Source organism: Pelagicoccus mobilis (genome assembly GCF_016595505.1).
GTDB lineage: Bacteria > Verrucomicrobiota > Verrucomicrobiia > Opitutales > Opitutaceae > Pelagicoccus > Pelagicoccus mobilis.
Genome location: NZ_JAENIL010000002.1, coordinates 141,337 through 160,878 on the forward strand (window position 1 = coordinate 141,337; position 19,542 = coordinate 160,878).

The following is a 19,542-nucleotide window of genomic DNA, read 5'->3' on the forward strand; positions in this document are numbered from 1 at the left end:
TCACCCCGTATCACCAATGAGAGTACTATCGATATCCAGCATTCTGGGCACTCTTTTTCTGTCTGGCACCGTCGTCGCGACACCTGAGTGGCAGGATCCAAACGTTTTCCAGGTCAACGAAGAGCCCGCTAGGGCCTCCTTCCATTCCGCTCCAGACCGAGACTCGGCCATCGCTCGCAACCCTGCCAGCCAGTCGAACTACCAGCTCCTGAACGGTGACTGGAAATTCAAGTGGGTACCCACTCCCGACCAAGCTCCACGCGACTTCGCTGCAGTAGACTTCGACGACACCGAGTGGAACAGCATCCCAGTCCCTTCAAACTGGGAATTCGAAGGTTACGGAATTCCGCACTACGTAAACCACCCTCACGAGTTCTCTCTCGGCAAAAAGCCGAGACCACCTGAGCTCCCGGCGGACAACAACCCAGTCGGCTCCTACCGCCACAAATTCGAAATCCCTAAGTCTTGGGCCGGCCAAGCCATCTACCTCAATTTTGGTGCCGTCAAGTCAGCCTGCTACCTGTGGATAAACGGCCAACAAGTGGGCTACTCCGAGGATTCCAAACTCCCCGCCGAGTTCAACATCACCGACTACGTCAACCCCGGTTCCAACACCCTCGCCCTCCAAGTTTTCCGGTATTCAGATGGTTCATACTTCGAAGCCCAAGACATGTGGCGCGTCAGCGGCATCGAACGCGACGTCTGGCTCTTTTCCACACCAAAAACACGGATCCGCGATTTCTTTGCAAATGCAGGTCTCGACGCAAACTACCAAAACGGCGAGTTGGAGCTCAGCGCCGAGATCCAAAACCAGAGCAACAAGCCCCAGAGGAAACTCACCCTCACAGCTGAAATTCTCGACGGCCAAACAGAGCTCGCCAGCCAATCCATCGACGTTCCCAACATCGCTGACGGCAAAATCGCTGAGGTCCGTTTTCCCAAGCTCACCCTCGATGGCATCACGCCATGGTCCGCCGAAATACCCAAACTTTACACCCTCGTCCTCACCCTCTCTGACGCCAAGGGAGAGCCGATTGAACACACGTCCCAACGCATCGGATTCCGCACTTCCGAGCTCAAGAACGGCCAGGTTCACATCAACGGGCAACCCGTTCTCTTCAAGGGCGTCAACCGCCACGAGCACCATCCCGACACGATTCACTACATCGACCGGGAAACCATGCTCCGCGATGTACAGCTCATGAAGCGCTACAACATCAACGCCGTCCGTACCGCCCACTATCCCAACGATCCCTATTTCTACGAGCTTTGCGATGAATACGGCCTCTACGTCGTAAACGAAGCTAACATCGAGTCCCACGGCCTCGGAGCCGCAAACCAACGCGGCTCATACAAACCAGAAAAACACATCGTCAACCACCCGGACTGGAGAGAGGCCTATCTCAACCGCGTATCCGCTCTATACGAACGCGACAAAAATCACGCTTCGGTCGTCATCTGGTCCATCGGAAACGAATGCGGAGACGGCATCAACCTCGAAGCTTGCTACGACTACTTCAAATCCGTCGACAGCCGCCCCGTCATGTTCGAACAGGCAAACCTTCGCCGTCATACCGATATCTATGCTCAGATGTATGCTCCCATTCGCCAGCTCGAATGGTACGCATCCACCAATCCACGACGCCCCGCCATCCTATGCGAATACGAGCACGTCATGGCTAACTCAGGTGGAAATCTCCAAGAGTACTGGACCCTCATCGAAGCCGAGCCCTCACTACAAGGCGGATTCATCTGGGACTGGGTCGACCAAACAGTCCGAGCCAAAACCGAGGACGGCCAAGAGTACTGGGCCTATGGTGGCGACATCGAACCCGCAGGAACCCGCAACGACGGGAACTTCTGCGCGAACGGGCTAGTCGCAGCGGACCGCACACCCAATCCTCATGCATTCGAAGTCCAAAAGGTGTATCAAAATATTGGATTCTCGGATTCGAATCTGACCGCGGGAGAATTCGCAATTTTCAACAAGCGCTTTTTCAAGAACCTCAGCGATCTTGATTTCCGTTGGAGAATAGAGGCAAACGGACAATCGGTAGCAGAGGGCAAGTTCTCTCTTAATACGCCACCACAAAGTACTGACTACGTTACCATTCCGACCGACACAATTAAGCCAGAACCTGGCCTGGAGTACCACCTCATGATTGAAGCCCTTTCCAAGAAAAGCACAGACATGACCGACACCCTGCAAATCGTTGCTTGGGAACAGATTCGTCTTCCACACTTGGAAGTGCCAGCTACTGAAACCGAAATCTCCGGAAAAGTCACCGTGCGCGAAAATCAAAACCAAGTAACCCTGAGCGCGAACGGCTTCTACGCTACCTTCAGCAAACACACTGGTACGATGGATTCCCTGCAGTACTTGAATCGCGAATACCTGCAGTCTTCACCTCGTCCCGATTTCTGGCGAGCTCCTACTGACAACGATTTTGGAGAAGGCTTCGCCAAAAAAGCAATCATCTGGCAAAATGCAGGCAAGGAACGCGAACTCGTTGATTTCAAGGTAAACAAAGAAATCAGCAGTAGCGTATCCATTTCGACCGAACACTTTCTACCACTTGTAGAAAGTCGTTACTTCACCACCTACACCATGGATTCCAATGGGGTGGTAAACGTTGATTGCTACTTCTACGCCGCTCCGCACAAGCGCCAGTCTGAGCTGCCCCGAATGGGCACCTTGTTCGAATTAACCAAGGAACTTGATCAAGTTAGCTGGTTCGGCCGCGGCCCCCACGAAAACTACGTTGACCGAGCGAATTCAGCTCCGGTTGGCGCATACAGTTCCGCCATTGCGGATCTTGGTTTCGACTACGTTCGCCCACAGGAAAACGGTTACCGTACCGACGTACGACGCGTCGATGTTTACAACAGCCGAAACGGGGTTGGACTGCGCTTCGAAGGAAACGAACTCATAAGCTTCGGAGCGAGCTACCAGGACAAGGATGACATGGACTCTAACAAAAAGCAGCAGCTCCACCCGTATCAAATCCCAGAACGAGATCGGCTTTTCCTTAATATCGACTTCCGCCAACGCGGCGTCGGTGGCACAAATTCCTGGGGCGAATCACCGCTCTACAAGTTCACTCTACCGTGGATCGACTACCGCTACCAATTCAGCATCGCTCCCTTCCGGAAAGCAAACTGAGCAGAGGCCGTTGACGGAATGGAAATACTGTAGAGAATTTTACCGTGCATCTACACAGAGCAAATCCGAGCCAAGGAAACCGTCAAAGTCGGACGGATCTCGGTTGGGTGCGAATACTCCTGATCGCCAGCTGCCTCGCCACAATTGGATTTGCCCTCTTCGCCTGCGGAGCGGGACCGGATGATGCCGGCCTGTTTCCCTCTGCCAAGATCGCTCAACTCAAGGCGGAAAAGTCTAGTCTAGCGGAGCAACTGCCCGAACTGCCTCCTCGTGAAGTGAAAGCCATGAATGGCTTCCTTGGCTACCACAGCGCACTGCTTCCAGTCGATCGTTCATCAAGCGAGAGGGAGCGTCGAATCGACTTCCACCTGCAGCGAAAGAAGAGCCAGCCAATCCACACCATAGCCCTAATGCCGGCTTACAATCCCAAGCTCGGCACTGATCTCTCATACGGATTCCCCAAACGCTTTCGCATCGAGTTGAGAGACGACCCGAATAGCGAACCGCTAAAAGTCTACGACTTCACAGAGGAGGACTATCCCACTCCGGCCATCACGCCGCTCATCCTGTCTGAGGTGAACACCGCCAGCAATATGGTCCGCCTTGTTGTCGAAAAAGGTGTCGTGGACGACGGCCTAGAATACTTCGCCCTCGGAGAGGTCTACATCATCACCGAAAACCGAGACGGCAAACTCACCAACGTCGCCCCCTACTCTCGCCCAAGTTTTTCGGACGGATTCGAATCGCCCCCCACCTGGAGTCAGGACTATCTAGTCGATCGCCTCTCTGCCCTTAACATGACACTTGGCTCTCGTTCGAAGCAAGAGACAGACTTCGTATCCATCATTCCTGTACAGGGGGGAGAAGAGCCAATCGAGGTCGTAATCGACCTTGGCCGAGCGAAGCAAACGGGACGAGTAGCCTTCTTCCCTGCCAAAGCGCCATGGGAGATTTCGCTGCCCCATTTTGGCTATCCGGGAAGCATCACAGTTGAAGGCTATTCAAACGAGGATTTTAGCCAGCACCCCATAGACGTTCGCGAAATCGTAGATAGCTGGGACAAAACAAAATCCATGATTCTCGGCGACATCTTCTTCGCCGTTCCCCTGCGCGGGAGGAACATCCGCTATGTACGACTCCTCTTTCGCGATTTGCCCATTCATGACAACTCCCGCATTTTCGCTATCGGCGAGATCTCCGTCTTTCAGCAAGGCACCCTCCTCTCCCATAATCGTCCGGTAACGATTTCTGGTCTCAATCAAGCAGATGCGGACCCGTCACTTCTAGTAGACAACTATGCTTTCAATCAGGAAATTCTGCCCCCAGAGGAATGGCTCAAAGGTGTTGCCAAACGCTACGAGCTAGAAACCAGAACAGCACAAATAGATTTAGAGCTAAGCGAGCTCGAGCAACGCCTAGGAAGCAATCGCAACCTAGCGATCGGGCTCCTTCTCATAGTGGTGAGCGGAGCTGCTCTGGGCCTTTACACCAACTCTCGACTCGCCCACTCAAAAGACCTCAAGCGAATCCGCAGCCAGATATCCAGTGACTTGCATGACGATGTTGGCAGTAGCATCGGAGCTCTAACGCTTGGCCTCGAGCGACTGAAAAACCACAAACACAGTGAGCCCGTCACTCAACTCACCCAAGATCTCAGGCTGATCTCCAAAGAAGCCGCCGTCGCCTTGAGAGAGGCTGTCTGGCTAACGGACCAAAACTCCATCTCCCTGCACGACCTTGGGAAGATGATGAAAGAGAGAGCCTACTTCATACTCGGCAAGACCGGAGTCAGCTTCGAGATGGATAGCGAGTTGCCCGACATCGACATAAGCCTCATCCACAAGCGCAACATTCTTCTCCTCTTCAAAGAGGCCATGCACAATTTCGTGAAGCACGCTCAAGCCGAAATCCTGTTTATCAGCCTACGGCAAGACCCCAAGGAAGAGTTAATCCTGGAACTCAGAGACGATGGTGTCGGATTTAGCACCTCTCCCGATAAACGCAAAGGCTGGGGACTCTCCACTATGTCTAAACGCGCCACCCAAATGGGAGGTCGACTGGACATCACCTCTGATGAAGGTTCGGGTAGTTGCCTCACCCTTCGTATTCCATTCAAAGAACTTAAAAAACGATGAGCGACGAACATAACACAACCGAGACTCCACCCGTAAAAGTTTGGATGGTTGAGGACGACGGGCCGTATCGCGAGCAAATGCACTCCTTGCTCAACGAACGTCCAGGTATCGAGTGCCCGCACAGTTTCGCCGCTTGTGACGATCTTTTTTCTGCGATAGAAAGCGAACCACACCCACAGGTCATCCTGATGGACATCGGCCTACCCGGCATGAACGGCCTCGAGGGAATCAAGCAACTCGCCGACGTCGCACCCAACGTCCGAGTCATCGTTCTCACTGTATTTGACGACGAGGAAAAAGTGCTCCGAGCCATCGACGCAGGAGCAGCAGGCTACCTCCTCAAGCATGCCTCTACCGAGGAAATAGAGAAAGGGATCCACGACGTTCTGAGCAGCAAAGCCGCCCTCGATAGCCAAATAGCCCAAGTCATTCTCGATCGCATTAGAACAGAGAAGCCAAAGAAGAATCCACTCTCCCCACAGGAAACTGAGGTGCTCTATAAAATCAGCGAAGGTTTGTGTAACAAGGAAATCGCTGACGCGCTCGACATTTCCGCCCACACGGTGAGTTTTCACCTTCGCAACATCTACAAGAAGTTCGACGTCCACTCTCAAGCAGCGGCCGTATCCAGAGGAATAAGACAGGGCCTTATCTAAATTTTGGAAAGGCGGTTATGTCCGGTCACCGCCCGGACCTACAGATTGAATTCGTGATACTTCTGTAGGTCGCCGCGCTGAGGCGACATTCAAGATGCGACCCCAAAGAACTCCTCCCCCGACGTCCCCAAACGTTCAAAAACATGCATAAGCTACTCACCCTTGTCATTCTCGCCCTCATCTTCATCCAGACAACAACCTACCCATCTCAAACATTCGGAGACATTGATCGCCCGCTCTTCGCCGATCCAAATTACCACGGCTCTTGCGATCCAGAGATCGTCTGGATCGAGCAGACTAAAGAATGGTGGATTTTCTACACAGCTCGAAGAGCTCAGCGAGAGAATGCCAGCTATGTCGGTACTCCCATCGGAGTAGTCACTTCAAAGGACCTTAAAACATGGCAGTTCCGCGGTTACTGTTCTTTCGATGGAATCCCCGGAGCTCCTGACATGGACGTCACCTTATGGGCACCTGGAGTTATCCGCAACGGTGATAACTACCATATGTTCGTCACCTACAAAGACAACGCTACCCCTCCCTGGGGAGGAGACGGCGTTATCCGGCACTACATCGCGCCGGCAGATAATCTCTTAAGTGGATGGACATTGGCCGGCATACCCAACTTTCAGCAGCCCGATCCGATCGACGCCACAATCATCCGACATAAAAAACAGTTCCGTGCCTACTATCGCGTAGGCAAAAACGGGATACAGCACTCAACAAGTCCAGACCTCAAAAAGTGGACAAACCATGGTAAGTGTGATGGTGCGGTAAACGCCCCACCAGATGAACGTGGCTTCGGCTATCAAGAAGCTCCCTACGTTTTTCATTGGAAAGATAAGTACTGGATGATCACCGACCCTCACAAAGGGCTCGCGGTCTTCCATTCCCCAGACGGCCTAACTTGGACTCAGCAAGATAGCATAATGAAAGCCCCCGGTTCTGCTCCCTCAGACGCTACCCGAGCTCGCCATCCAAGCGTAGCTATCGTCAACGACCGCGCTTTTATCTTCTACCACACCGAACCGAATCGCCCTTACCCATCGCCCAAAGCCGAAGATCGTACTCCTCACCAAAAGATCTCCTACCTCCAAATGGCTGAACTCACTATCAAAGACGGGCAGCTTACATGCGATCGAGATGCGTCAGTTTCTCTACCCTGAGAAACTCGACCTGAAATTCATCGGAGGACTCCCCAGTCTGTAGTACAGGAGGATAATTATCTGCTCATGATCGTTTTTGATTGTTTTGATTCTATTAATCACAAAGAGTCCGATCGAAATGACCAGAGAGGAGCAAATTCTAGAACTACTATCCGAGCAGGAGAAGGTGTCGGTTGAGGACCTGACCCGTAGCCTCAACTCCTCCCCTGCTACTATCCGACGGGCACTCAACGCTTTAGAAGAAAAAGGAAAACTCATTCGCGTTCACGGCGGTGCCATTCCAGCTCCTCAAGATGCGGGCGAACTTAACTTCCTCGCCAAACAAAACACCCAATCTAATCCCAAACGGAGAATAGCCAGCTACGCCGCACAAGTGCCGAATGAGGGAGAAACACTCTTCATCGACTCCGGAAGCACCACCTACGAATTCGCGACGCAAATTCTCAAGAAGGGTCATTATCAAATCTACACGAACTCCCTTCCCATCTTCGAACTCGCCTGCAAACTCGATTACCCAATCAACATTGTCGGGGGCCGTTTGCGCCCTTTAAGCCGAGCAATCGTCGGCGCTGCCGCCTCCGAATGGCTAGCTGGACTTTGGTTCGACAGGGCGATCTTGGGCGCTTCTGGCCTACATCCCAAAGCCGGATTCTTCACTACAGAGGAAGAAGAGGCAGCGGTCAAAAAGACAGCATGTATGAACTCGGAGCAAACCATCGTCCTCGCCGACTCGAGCAAATGGGACACTCCTGCAGCAGTGCAGTTCGCGTCGTGGAAAGCAGTCGATCTGCTCATCAGCGATACCTCTCTGAGCGACTCAGCCAAGAAGACGATCAAGACACACAAGGGTACGCGAATCGAAACGGCCTAAGCGTCACAAATTTTTAAATACAACAAGCAGCTATGCACATGTCCAATATGAGCTACACAAGCAGCAAGAAGCGACTCGATCAGAAGTTAAACCGTATTAAGTCCGGTACCGACACGCGACAGGATTTTATTATCGCCGACGCAAAGGACGCCGATATGGCATTCGGCATTACCGCGCCAGGTCCAAACAGAGCGGGTACTTGTCCCCATGGATACAACAAGGACTCTGGTTGCTATAAGACTCTCTCCAACTACCTCGACCAGATTCGTGCCGTAATCAAGCAGCAGCTTGTCGATATCGTTCTTCTCTCCGCTTCCAATCTCGAGCGTATCGCGATGGATGAAGGGCTCTTTCGCAACTCCCCCATCACGCCTGCAGCGAGAGCCAACGACACGACTGACGTCTGGGCGGTACGCGAAGGCAAATATCCCAGCATGCCGTCGCGACACTTCCGCACGGCAACCCTTGATCACATCATGAATGGAAAGATGGGATCGACTGTGCAGGGACAGTTCAAGGGTGCTGACCTTGGGCTCTACTCAATCACTTTCACAAACAACATCGACTGGGACTACGCCGCGCTCGAAGCATTCCAAGAATTCCGTATCGAAGCGGAAAAGAAACGCTTCCGCTATTTCCTAGAAGTCTTCAATCCAAACGTCGATCCAGGCTTCGATCCTCGCAAACTCGGCGGATTCCTAAACGACAGCATCATACGCTGCCTAGCCGGCGTGACGCGTGCCGGACGACCACAGTTCCTCAAAATCCCTTACAACGGTCCAGGCCCTCTTGAGGAGCTCGTCTCCTACGATCCAAGTCTAACCGTGGGCATCCTGGGTGGCAGTGCCGGAACGACACGCGACGCCTTCCAGCTCATCCACGATGCTCAAAAGTATGGAGCCAAAGTCGCTCTCTTCGGGCGCAAGATCAACCTGTCGGAGCACCCTTTGGCGTTCATCGAGATGCTGCGAACAATCACCGATGGAAACATAACGCCCCAAGAAGCGGTGCGTGCCTATCATGGACAACTACAAGAGGCAGGCATCGCCCCTGCTCGCTCTCTCGAGGACGATCAACAACTCACAGAGAACACCCTCAGCTACAGCTAATTCTAGATTCAAATGAACCGCTCCCAAATCAACCGAGTCTTCAAGCAAGCGTCCGAATGCTTCAAGCAGCACCACTGGCACCTCCCACCTAACCCGTCTTGGGACGTAACTGACTTTGGCTTGGGTGATTTCGACCGCACAGGACTCACACTTATCAATTTGTCGGAAGAACCTGAATACTGCGAAAAACTCATGTACGCTCGGCAGGGGCAGACCACACCTGCCCATACTCATGCAAGGAAGAAGGAGGACATCATCTGCAGAGTTGGTGAACTCACTCTCCAACTGTGGGACGGTTTGCCCGAAAAATCCGAAGGAAACGAGTTCACCATACAAGTAAACCAGCGACCACGAACCCATCGTTCTGGCGACGAGCTCCACTTGCTATCGGGAGAACGCGTAACCCTTCAGCCCGGCATCTACCATTCTTTCTGGCCCACCAGCAGTGAATGTATCATCGGAGAAGTATCCACTGCCAACGACGACACAAACGACAATATTTTCGTCGACCCAAAAATTGGACGCTATCCCGGCATCGAGGAGGACGAGCCGGCTCTCGTCCACCTTATAAGCGAATAATAGCAATGGACTCGAACATGAGCGACGCCCGTCTCCTTTTAGCAAAAACGCTTCGAGAAAACGTATCCCAAATCCAGGAGACATCAGTTGTTTCCGGTTTTGACGGTTTTGTCGACCAACTCATTTCAGTGGTCGAAGAACGCCAAAACTTAAACAGCTTCACACCCGTTAATTCGATGACACGATTCTCCGAGTTGATCGGACAAGCTGCGGGTCGTTCGAGCCTACGTGAGATTGTTGTAAACTCCACCGCAGCTGGAGGTTGCGCTGTCAATCTTGGTGACGGACTAAACAAGCTAGGAGTCAAACTCGACTACTTCGGGACCATCGGTTCTCCGCCACATCCAGCCTTCGATACATTCCGATCGGAGTGCCGTTCCGCAACGGCATGGGGTTCCGAACCAGGAATGACGATGGCGCTCGAATTTCAGGACGGCAAATACATGCTTTCTTCGGTAACCCAACTCGCAGACTTCAATCCCCAACTATTGGATACCGTTCTGCAAAATGGAAGTTTTCTAGAAGCTTGTACCAAGGCCGAGGCAATAGCTCTTACCAATTGGTCCTTGTACCCACACATGACGGAATGTTGGGAAATCCTGCAAAACAGAGTCTTCGACCAACTGGAACACAGACCTTGGATCTTCATCGATCTGGTAGATCCTAGAAGCCGTTCCGCTAAAGACATCGATTGCATGCTGGAAACATTAACGAAGTTCCAGCACTCCGGTCGTTGTATTCTTGGCGGTAATCTCAATGAGGCGAACGTGCTCTGCGAGCGCCTTTCCCTACCACGGATCGAAAAGGAAGGTCCTGAACTGACCGAGCACCTAGTCCCACTTCGTGAAAAATTGGGGATTAGCGAAATCGCCATTCACTGCATCGCCGGAGCAGCAACCGCTGCCGAAGATGGAACAGCATGGATCGAGGGCCCCTACACTCCTACTCCGAAAAAGAGCACTGGAGCGGGTGATCGCTACAATGCGGGTTATCTACTCGGCCGCACTCTCGGACTTGATTTAAACCAATCATGCCTTCTCGGATCAGCTAGCTCCGGCTTCTTCGTCCGGAATGCAAGAAGCGGATCCGTCGAAGAAATCTCCAACCTTTTAGAGAACTGGTCCAAAAACGAACTAACGGACTAAGCACAAGCAATCGAGCTTCCAAACAACAGAGGCAACATGACTTCCACATCCGCAGATAGAACCGAACTTGAATGGCTCGTTGGGTATCACGATTCTCGCGACAATAAACCCGACACCTTTTTTCCGGCAACTGTACCTGGAGCTGTTCAACTTGACTGGGCGAAAGCTACCGGACAGCCAGAATACTGGAAAGCGGAAAATCCCAAACTGTTCGAGTGGGCCGAAAATTCGTACTGGACTTATAAGACAAACATCGACCTGAGCAGAGTCGCGAATGGTTCGATCCCCTACTTTGTTTGCGGTGGCGTCGACTATCAATTCGAAGTCAAAATCGAAGGCACTACCGTGCACTCGCAAGAGGGCATGTTCACGCCTTTCGAACTCTCACTCGAGAATCACATCGGAAAACGTATTCAAATCGAAATACTCGTTTACCCCGCTCCAGACTCCGGAGACGACTCCACTCACCACTCTGTAGCCAACGCTTGCTCAAAACCGCCGGTATCATGGGGCTGGGACTGGCATCCGAGACTTGTTCCCCTAGGTATCTGGAAAGACACGTTCATAGAGGAGCGACCCTCTGTGCATCTCTTCAATCTCAGTTTCGAAACGCGCCTTGATGAAAACTGCCAACGGGCGACATTGACGATAAACACAGAGAGCAACCAACCCACCAAGTTGCCTTTAAACCTTACCCTGCGTTCGCCATCCGGCGCGGTTGCTCATCAATCTACTCTATCGCTCGCGAGTGGAAGTGCCTCTCATACGGTCACAATCGAAAATCCAGAGCTCTGGTGGCCAAACGAGCATGGTCCACAATCTCGATACGAACTAATCGCCGAACTGCAGTCTGGGGACGGTACCGCCCAATCCACGCTAAAGAAACGCGTGGGATTTCGCCGTATTCGCCTCGTCATGCATGAGGGTGCCTGGGATGAGCCTTCAACCTTTCCGAAAGGCCGTAGCAATCCACCTATAACCCTCGAAGTAAATGGTCGCTCCATCTTCTGCAAAGGAACCAATTGGGTTCCTCCAGAGATTTTTCCTGGTATCATAGATCAGGATACTTATCGCCCCTTGCTAGAGATGGCCCAGAAAGCCCACTTCAACTTGCTACGCAATTGGGGCGGCGGAATCATCAACAAAGAGAGTTTCTTCGATCAATGCGACGAACTTGGGCTAATGGTTTGGCAGGAATTCCCTATCGCCTGCAACCGCATGAGCGAAGAAGACCACTACCTAGAAACCCTCAACCAGGAGTCAAAGTCGATTATTGAAGCCGGTCGGCAACACCCTTGCCTCGCCATTTGGTGCGGCGGAAACGAGCTCTTCAATGCCTGGTCGATGATGACTGATCAGCATCCAGCATTGAGACTTCTCAATCGGAATTGCTACGATCTTGATCCGCGCACCCCTTTCCTGCCGACGTCACCGGTAATGGGTATGGCTCACGGCCATTACGTTTTTCGCGACCAATCCAATGGCGAGGAGGTCTACTCGACATTCGGAAATGCGAACAACACTGCCTACACCGAATACGGATGTCCTGGTCCTTCCGACGTTGAATACCTGAAGACCTTCATCCCCGAAGATGAACTATTCCCTCCCCAAGCTTCTGGCTCCTGGAAAGCTCACCACGCATTCGGAGCTTGGGGTGTCGAAGGTGACTCTTGGCTATGCCCCAGCGTCATCGACCATTATTTTGGAAAGCCTCAAACACTGGAGGAACTCGTGAAATACGGACAGCTCCTCCAAGCCCAAGGTTATAAATTTATCTACGAAGAAGCACGACGACAAAAGCCCGTCTGCTCCATGGCCTTGAACTGGTGCTACAACGAGCCCTGGCCAAGCGCTGCGAACAATAGCCTCATCAACTGGCCTCACCGGCCCAAACCAGCCTATCACGCTGTAGCGGAGAGCTGCCGCCCGGTACTCTTAAGCGCTTCTGTATCCAAATTCCAATGGTCTGAAGGCGAAACGTTCGTCTGTAACCTGTGGCTTTTGAACGATCATCATGAAGCGATTGAAGGCGGACAACTCGAAGCCCAACTGGTGTTCCCAGACCAAACAATCCAAGTGCTTCAGTGGACTTACCCAGAAATCGAAGCCAACAAGAACCTAGCCGGGCCGAGCGCTCGCTGGGAGTTGCCGAAGTGCGAACAAAACACCTTCGACCTAAAACTCGTCGACACTCGCAATCCTGAGCGAAACTCGGTTTACACCTTCGCTTACAAAAAGGCAGAGGCGAAAGACTCAGGACCACGAGCGATGAATCAATAGCGAGGCTACAATTTCAATCGCCAGAGTCCATTCCCCCAAGTCGAAACGTAAAGGTATCTCAGACCTTCCTTCTCGACCGTTTCCGCGTTCATCAAACGCTGTAGCGGGAGGTCACCCGTAACGTCCGACAAACTCGCAGCCTTTCCGGCGACAAAAGAGAGTTTAAAGATACCAAGCCCTCGGTGTTCGTGGCCTGCTTTCGTATTCAAGGTGAAATACAAATCGCCCTCACTTTCGACCATAGCATTCACAACTAAGTCTTGATCTTGATACCAAGCGGGCTGGCGTAGATTCTCCCCGTCCTTCTTTCTAAAAACGCCATACCAGTTTTTCCCTGCATCAGGCGACCAATAGATCGCGTCATCCTTGCTCACTGCAAGCGACGTCTCACCATCCACATCCCAAGCGACGATCCAACGCCCCTTCATAATGGGGAGCCATTTCCAAGTGCCTTTGATCGGGTCACGAGTCGCCTTCCAAACCAGTTTCTCGCTCCCTAAATAGATCGTGTTCTCGTCGTTAGGATCCACATACAGTCCGCGGTTCTGATCCTCAGGAATCGTCGGCTCTGGTCCATCCCCAGTTCCCATCCTTACAAAACCACCTTTTCCGTGTTCGATAAGGGCAACAATGTCTTCACACACATAAACAGCCCCAGGTGTCGCCTTCCATGGCGAGTACGAGTGTATCTTCGTGGCAGCTACCACATATATCCGCTCCGGTTTATTCGGGTCGCTAACAATGCTACAAAATTTGTGATCGATCAGCCCAGCTTGCTCTTTCTTTCCTCCAGCAATCTGCTTCCAGTTGTCCTTGGGTGATAGGGTATCCAGTTTTTTGGCAAAGATACGCCCATTGTAGGAGGCCGCACCCCAGCCGGTTGCGACATGGGCGAGTGCATAAACATCATCACCTACTTCAATGATGGTTGCAGCATTCGAGCGCGATCCCAGATTGCCCAAGGGTCTCAATGCAACGGACCAAGAATAGCCATCATCCCAACTCTCCGTCACTCCATTGTCAGCATTACACATGATCGCGTAATTCTTGTAGACCGCGGAATCGAAAATAACCGTACAATTTGCCCCTCTCGTCCGATAAGTACGAACCCCGTCAATCTCACTCACAAAATCGCAGTACCGCTGATCCCAGTTATATGGATACGCGTCATCCAAGGTGTCCGAATAGAAGAGCGTCTGATCCTTCGTCGTCCAAATTCCTCGCTGCTCTTCTCCCCATTCAACAGGAGTGTAGCGCCAACTCAGGGGCCGCGTGTAATACTGCTCCCATCCAACATCCTTCGTGTATTGGTTCGAGTGATCTAAGTCTCGGCCGTATTTGCCGCTATCCCAGCTCATAATCTGCCTCCACTCGACATCAGGGATACTCTGGCCTTCCAGCGAAACACTAAACTCCAACAATCCAAACGGAGCGTTGTCGGGAGCAGACGTTAGCAAGGAATGCTTTTTATCTGTAGATCTTGGGTCGATTCGAGGAATCCAATACGTGCCGGACTTTGGCTCCTTTCCTATCGCAAATAGGTCCGTCCAACTAGCCTTCTTCTGAAGACTTTCCAATGGAGCTGCATACAAGCGGCTTTCTTTCGCCTTCTTTTCGAAACAAGCGTACACCCATTCTCCGTCCGGAGAGACCTCAGTCCCCCAGCACACGGCGTTTTTCCCAATTGGCGAGCGAACCTTTTCCCATCTCTTACCGTAGTCAGAACTCAGATACATTCCATCAAATCCACCTAGAAGAACATAGCCTGGGCGTCCTGGAACGATTGAAATCGAATACACATCGCGCGCCCCCTTCTTTTTGTTGTAAACGGTGTACACCCAAGACTCTCCCCGATCTCGTGAAATCCATATTCCACGCTCGCCTTGTCGTCCTTCTTTGTCTGTCCAGCGGTTTCGGTTCGAGGGAGCCGCATACACGATGTTCGTATCACTAGGATCAACCACAATCGCCATGATCGGATCATGCATCACATCTGAGCCAAATGCGTTTTTCCAAGTTCGTCCGCTATCATCGCTGGTCGCGATTCCTGTATGCATTCCCAAATACACTCTCGATGCATTCCCCGGCTCAAAGGCTGCGGTGAGCACATTGCTGCTGAATGTTTCTGGAGTCACATATTCCCAGGTAGTTCCGGCGTCCTCAGAAATGTAAGCTCCATCCACATCAGAGCAGTAGATAAGACGATCCCGGTTCTCAGGATCTAAAACAATATCCTGAATTTGTCCCCCCGCACCGGGATTAAGATTCTCCCACTTCAGATCACCGTTTGCGAAAACGGATACAGAGATTAATAGAAAGCTTATCCAAGCGAGCGTCTTCACCATCATAATCGTTCTCAGTTTAAATCATTCTCTTGAGACCAGGATCCACCATTCGAGCGACAATACGCCCTTCCTTGAATGCCTGAATCTTACTGAAGAAATCACGGAAAATCGGATCCCTTTGCAGACGAATCGCTTCCAGCAATGTCTCTTGCGTATCACCATTCTTCCAACTCAAGTCCTCTGAAAGATCTGGTCGAATAGTCTCCCTTACATCAAACCACTCTGGTTCAATGGCCCAGGCGAACGGAGCGAGATCCCAAATCGTTTTCGAAGCGGCGATCGCCTGCAGGTTCTCGTGATCATAGTTAGCGAAGATATCGAAGAGGTAGTCTCCAATCTCACCCCGCCCTTTTAGATTGGGCGCCAGTTCCGACACTGTCGTCGTCAAAGCTTCCGCAACAGTTGCGCAGGGGAATAATCCAAAGGGCACATTCGACTTGAGAATTATCCGCACCGCCTCTGGATCCCCACGCAGGTTAAACTCCCGATTGTGCGGCCAATGCGAAGGGTGCCCACCCAACCACAACAAGACGATCTTCTCAGAAATCTCGGGAGCCGTCGCCAGGGCCGCCGCAACATTAGTCGCTGCTCCAATCGCGATCACCACTAGGCGCTCACCATCCGGTAGAGCTTGAGCGCGTCGAATCAAATCCGAGCTCGCTGCGCTTCCCGAATCACCGTGTTCCGAAATTCGGCAGGTCGCTCCTCGGAAAACCTGCCCCGCACCGCCCAATCCTAGCAGGCCGATGACACGCAGAATCTCCTGGAAGCTCAACTCCATCCCTTCCGCATAACTCGCAACCCGACTGTTTTCAAAAGGGGCCGCATAGATCGCTTCCACCGCCATCCGATCCGGCGACAAAAGAGCGTAGACCAAGGCAAATTGGTCATCGATTTCATTGTAGGTGTCAGTGTCGATTACGACCTTCAGGCGTCGACCAGGAGCGAAATGGGAAAGCAGGTTTTGCATAGGGGTGTTTGATCTAGGTCTTCAAATTACATCGATGTCAATATTTATTGACCCAGGATCAAAAACCCCGCTTTCTACCCTCAAACCCACCACCACGCTCGCTTCCCAGAGTTGGACGCCTACACTTAACACTGTTCACTCCCATCCATGCCTCCCCCAATCAATATCCTGACCATCGTCACTGACCAGCAACGGGCTGACACGATTGGAGCCCTCGGAAATGCAAAAATCCGGACTCCCGTCCTCGATCGTCTCGTCGAGCAAGGGGTATCCTTCACTCGAGCGTACACCCCCACCCCCGTTTGCATGGCCGCTCGCGCCGCTCTCGCAACCGGTCTGTCGCCCGCCCAAACGGGTTGCTGGGACAACAACCCTATGCCAGTGGACGCGACTAGCTACATGCAGCTGCTCCAAACAGCAGGCTACCAAACTCATGGCGTAGGAAAAATGCACTTCGAGCCTGACCACACGCGCCTCTGGGGCTACGACACTCGAGACATTTCAGAGGAGGGAAAAAGCGGCGATTTCGACAGGTTCCTCAAAGACAACGGCTACGGACACGTACTCTCCCCACACGGCATACGGGGCGAAATGTACTACCTTCCGCAACCCTCCCAACTTCCATCCCACCTCCACGAATCCCACTGGGTTGCGGACCGCTGTATCGACTTCCTAAAATCTCGCGATCGAGACCGTCCATTCCTTTTAGACGCCCACTTTATCAAGCCCCATCCCCCCTTTGAAAATCCCATGCCTTGGTCCTACCTCTATCGCACCAAAGACATGGCCCCTCCGTATCGTCCCGAGAACTACACTGACTTTCACTCCCGCATCAATCTCGTCCAAAATCGCTACAAATACAAAGACCAAGCCTGCGAGGACGAACTCACGTGGAGAACAACCAAAGCCGCCTACTACGGGGCCATTTCCTTCATCGACTACCAAGTCGGACGCATACTGGAAGCCCTAGGCGACGAGATTGAAAACACACTCATAATCTTCACCTCCGACCACGGTGAAATGATGGGTGACTACGGTTGCGCTGGAAAACGTTGCCTATTGGAAGCATCCAACCGGATCCCCTTCATAATGAAAATGCCGGGACAAGAAAAAGCCGGCACTCGTATTCAAACACCTGTCACACTTACCGATATCTTTACCACTGTCTCAAAAATCGCCGAAGTGACTCCCTCCGATACCTACGGTCCCCGCTCTGGGTCCGACCTTTTCGACATCGCTCGCGGAGATGAGGAAGGCCGCATCGTCCACACCCAGTTTCAGCACGCTTGGATGGGTAATTACATGGCAACCGATGGGAAGCGAAAATTTCTGTATTCAGCCGCAGACGACAAGAGCTGGAGCTTCACAATCGACGACTCACTCCGCGACACACCTGACTCCAGCCAAGCGACATCTAAACTAGGCGAGCAGGCGATTGAGCACTTCGCTAAATTCCCGAAGACACAAGCTGTCGAAAACGGAAACTGGAGGAAGCACGAACCGATGCCTTGGCCAGAAGATCGAGACTACGGTCTACTCCAACAAGACCCCGAGGGTATCGAAGAAATGCTGGACACCATAAAGCCCTACCACAGCGGTGAACACCCGGCATGGGATGCAAGCTACGGAGCGATCTTCGACCACATGCCGGAGATGGACGAGGAATCATGAACTCTCCGCGCGCGATCGTCCTCATTCAATCCGACCAGCATCGAGCGGACTGCCTCGGCTGCTACGGACACCCCATCGTCAAAACTCCCAACCTCGATCGCATCGCAGCTCGTGGCGCTCGCTTCGAGAATGCGTACACGCCGACACCTATTTGTGTTCCTGCACGCAGCACGCTCGAAACCGGTCAATGGCCGGTTCAACATGGATCCTTGTGCAACTACGACTCCGAACTCGCAAACCCAATCGAACCCACTGTTTCTACCTGGGCAAAAGACCTGTCCGCAGCAGGCTGGAGTCTCGACTACGTGGGTCGCTGGCACGTTCATCCGCAGTATTCACCCACTGACTACGGATACGATAGCTTCATTTCCGACCACGACTACCACGCATGGCGTGAAAAACAAGGGCACCCACCAATGCCACAGGTCCCTTCTCCCGATCCAGAAGTAGGCTTCTTCGGGGAGATCGACGCAGAAATCCCCACCGACCAGTCCCAATTGAACTGGCTCGCCGACCAAGCGATTTCACGAATCGACAAGCGACTGAAATCGGAATCCCCCTTCCTCATTCGCCTCGACTGCCTGCAACCTCACCTCCCCTGCAGACCGTCCCAAGAGTTTGCAGATCAATACGATCCAGCGACCATTCCTCCCTGGGGCAGCTTCGATGACGACCTCTCAAAGAAGCCCTACATGCAAGGCCAGCAGCTTCGCACATGGGATATCGAATCGATGAGCTGGGAGGATTGGCAACCGGTGGTTGCACGTTACTTCGCCGAAATCACCGAGATGGACGCCGCAATTGGTCGCGTCTACGATCACCTCGAAACAAGCGGCATACTCGACAACACACTCTTCATCTACACCTCGGATCATGGCGATCTCTGCGGCGGTCACAGAATGCTCGACAAACACTACGTCATGTACGACGACGTGGTTCGCGTACCATTGATCGTCAGCTGGCCGAACAGTATCGAATCCGGCAATACCGTAAACGACTTCGTCTCAACCGGCATCGACATCCCAGCCACCCTTAGAAGTATAGCCGGAGCCAAAACGCCCCAAGAAAGCGCCGCCTTGCCTTTGCTTCCAGCCCTTCAGGCAGAGGGCAAACGCTCGCAACGCACAGACATTTACTCCAGCTACAACGGCAATCAGTTCGGCCTTTGCAGCCAACGGATGGTACGCGACGAGCGCTGGAAATACGTCTTCAACGCCACCTGGGAGGACGAACTCTACGATCTCGAAAACGATCCGCACGAGAAGTGCAATCTCGCCCAACTCCCAAAGTATGCCCAAGCGCTATCCAAGCTTCGGATACGCTTACTCGATTGGCTGGAGAAAACGAACGATCCTCTCAAAAACTACTGGCTCGAGCCTACTCTCCGCGAAAACCGAAAGCGGTAGCGGCAAGTAATTCACCACTCGACTATCCACGCTCAACACTCCGCCA

13 protein-coding genes are annotated in these 19,542 nt (G+C 52.6%); 11 read left to right on the forward strand and 2 right to left on the reverse strand.

What is annotated here, in order from left to right:
* Positions 1-16: 16 nt before the first annotated feature.
* The 9 genes from lacZ to JIN87_RS01355 all read left to right on the forward strand — a co-directional run bounded on the left by lacZ (position 17) and on the right by JIN87_RS01355 (position 13,104).
* Positions 17-3,163 (forward strand): beta-galactosidase, LacZ type, encoded by a 3,147-nt coding sequence (gene lacZ / locus JIN87_RS01315; RefSeq protein WP_200353699.1) that lies wholly within the window; start codon positions 17-19, stop codon positions 3,161-3,163.
* 44 nt (positions 3,164-3,207) lie between these two features.
* The gene (locus JIN87_RS28685; protein WP_200353700.1) at positions 3,208-5,298 is read left to right on the forward strand and encodes an ATP-binding protein; all 2,091 of its coding nucleotides are present in this window, start codon (positions 3,208-3,210) and stop codon (positions 5,296-5,298) included.
* A complete protein-coding gene (locus JIN87_RS01325; RefSeq protein ID WP_200353701.1) occupies positions 5,295-5,954 on the forward strand; it encodes a response regulator transcription factor in 660 nt (219 codons plus the stop codon). Before JIN87_RS28685 ends, JIN87_RS01325 begins: the two co-directional genes overlap by 4 nt.
* Positions 5,955-6,097: 143 nt before the next feature.
* Positions 6,098-7,120 (forward strand): family 43 glycosylhydrolase, encoded by a 1,023-nt coding sequence (locus JIN87_RS01330; RefSeq protein WP_200353702.1) that lies wholly within the window; start codon positions 6,098-6,100, stop codon positions 7,118-7,120.
* A gap of 118 nt (positions 7,121-7,238) precedes the next feature.
* The gene (locus tag JIN87_RS01335; protein WP_200353703.1) at positions 7,239-7,991 is read left to right on the forward strand and encodes a DeoR/GlpR family DNA-binding transcription regulator; all 753 of its coding nucleotides are present in this window, start codon (positions 7,239-7,241) and stop codon (positions 7,989-7,991) included.
* 32 nt (positions 7,992-8,023) lie between these two features.
* Entirely contained in the window at positions 8,024-9,100 is a 1,077-nt protein-coding gene (locus JIN87_RS01340) for a beta/alpha barrel domain-containing protein (protein ID WP_200353704.1), read from the forward strand.
* A gap of 12 nt (positions 9,101-9,112) precedes the next feature.
* Positions 9,113-9,679, forward strand: coding sequence for a D-lyxose/D-mannose family sugar isomerase (locus tag JIN87_RS01345; protein ID WP_200353705.1), 567 nt, complete (start codon positions 9,113-9,115; stop codon positions 9,677-9,679).
* A 17-nt stretch (positions 9,680-9,696) separates the two neighbouring features.
* Complete coding sequence (locus JIN87_RS01350) at positions 9,697-10,824, forward strand: carbohydrate kinase family protein (RefSeq protein WP_200353706.1); 1,128 nt, start codon at positions 9,697-9,699, stop codon at positions 10,822-10,824.
* A 36-nt stretch (positions 10,825-10,860) separates the two neighbouring features.
* Positions 10,861-13,104 carry a glycoside hydrolase family 2 protein gene (locus JIN87_RS01355; RefSeq protein WP_200353707.1) on the forward strand — a complete coding sequence of 748 codons (2,244 nt, stop codon included), beginning with the start codon at positions 10,861-10,863 and terminating at the stop codon, positions 13,102-13,104.
* A 5-nt stretch (positions 13,105-13,109) separates the two neighbouring features.
* Here the strand turns inward: JIN87_RS01355 and JIN87_RS01360 are convergent, their stop codons facing one another.
* Both JIN87_RS01360 and JIN87_RS01365 read right to left on the reverse strand, forming a co-directional pair.
* Positions 13,110-15,452 (reverse strand): WD40/YVTN/BNR-like repeat-containing protein, encoded by a 2,343-nt coding sequence (locus JIN87_RS01360; protein ID WP_200353708.1) that lies wholly within the window; start codon positions 15,450-15,452, stop codon positions 13,110-13,112.
* Positions 15,453-15,465: 13 nt separating this feature from the next.
* Positions 15,466-16,419: a nucleoside hydrolase gene (locus JIN87_RS01365; protein WP_200353709.1), complete on the reverse strand. Its 954-nt coding sequence runs from the start codon at positions 16,417-16,419 to the stop codon at positions 15,466-15,468.
* Between the two features lie 147 nt (positions 16,420-16,566).
* On the opposite strand from JIN87_RS01365, the gene JIN87_RS01370 reads away from it, so the two are divergent.
* Together JIN87_RS01370 and JIN87_RS01375 are read left to right on the forward strand one after the other, a co-directional pair.
* On the forward strand, positions 16,567-18,090 hold the full coding sequence (locus JIN87_RS01370) for a sulfatase family protein (protein ID WP_200353710.1): 1,524 nt from the start codon (positions 16,567-16,569) through the stop codon (positions 18,088-18,090).
* Positions 18,087-19,496: a sulfatase family protein gene (locus tag JIN87_RS01375; protein WP_200353711.1), complete on the forward strand. Its 1,410-nt coding sequence runs from the start codon at positions 18,087-18,089 to the stop codon at positions 19,494-19,496. Before JIN87_RS01370 ends, JIN87_RS01375 begins: the two co-directional genes overlap by 4 nt.
* Positions 19,497-19,542 lie beyond the last annotated feature (46 nt).

What these genes read in the sequence shown, in the direction of transcription:
- JIN87_RS01360 (WP_200353708.1), bottom strand. Translation starts at nt 15,452, where the DNA reads ATGATGGTGAAGACGCTCGCTTGGATAAGCTTTCTATTAATCTCTGTA.
- JIN87_RS01355 (WP_200353707.1), top strand. Translation starts at nt 10,861, where the DNA reads ATGACTTCCACATCCGCAGATAGAACCGAACTTGAATGGCTCGTTGGG.
- JIN87_RS01350 (WP_200353706.1), top strand. Translation starts at nt 9,697, where the DNA reads ATGAGCGACGCCCGTCTCCTTTTAGCAAAAACGCTTCGAGAAAACGTA.
- JIN87_RS01340 (WP_200353704.1), top strand. Translation starts at nt 8,024, where the DNA reads ATGCACATGTCCAATATGAGCTACACAAGCAGCAAGAAGCGACTCGAT.
- JIN87_RS01365 (WP_200353709.1), bottom strand. Translation starts at nt 16,419, where the DNA reads ATGCAAAACCTGCTTTCCCATTTCGCTCCTGGTCGACGCCTGAAGGTC.
- lacZ (WP_200353699.1), top strand. Translation starts at nt 17, where the DNA reads ATGAGAGTACTATCGATATCCAGCATTCTGGGCACTCTTTTTCTGTCT.
- JIN87_RS01325 (WP_200353701.1), top strand. Translation starts at nt 5,295, where the DNA reads ATGAGCGACGAACATAACACAACCGAGACTCCACCCGTAAAAGTTTGG.
- JIN87_RS01370 (WP_200353710.1), top strand. Translation starts at nt 16,567, where the DNA reads ATGCCTCCCCCAATCAATATCCTGACCATCGTCACTGACCAGCAACGG.
- JIN87_RS01375 (WP_200353711.1), top strand. Translation starts at nt 18,087, where the DNA reads ATGAACTCTCCGCGCGCGATCGTCCTCATTCAATCCGACCAGCATCGA.
- JIN87_RS01335 (WP_200353703.1), top strand. Translation starts at nt 7,239, where the DNA reads ATGACCAGAGAGGAGCAAATTCTAGAACTACTATCCGAGCAGGAGAAG.
- JIN87_RS01330 (WP_200353702.1), top strand. Translation starts at nt 6,098, where the DNA reads ATGCATAAGCTACTCACCCTTGTCATTCTCGCCCTCATCTTCATCCAG.
- JIN87_RS01345 (WP_200353705.1), top strand. Translation starts at nt 9,113, where the DNA reads ATGAACCGCTCCCAAATCAACCGAGTCTTCAAGCAAGCGTCCGAATGC.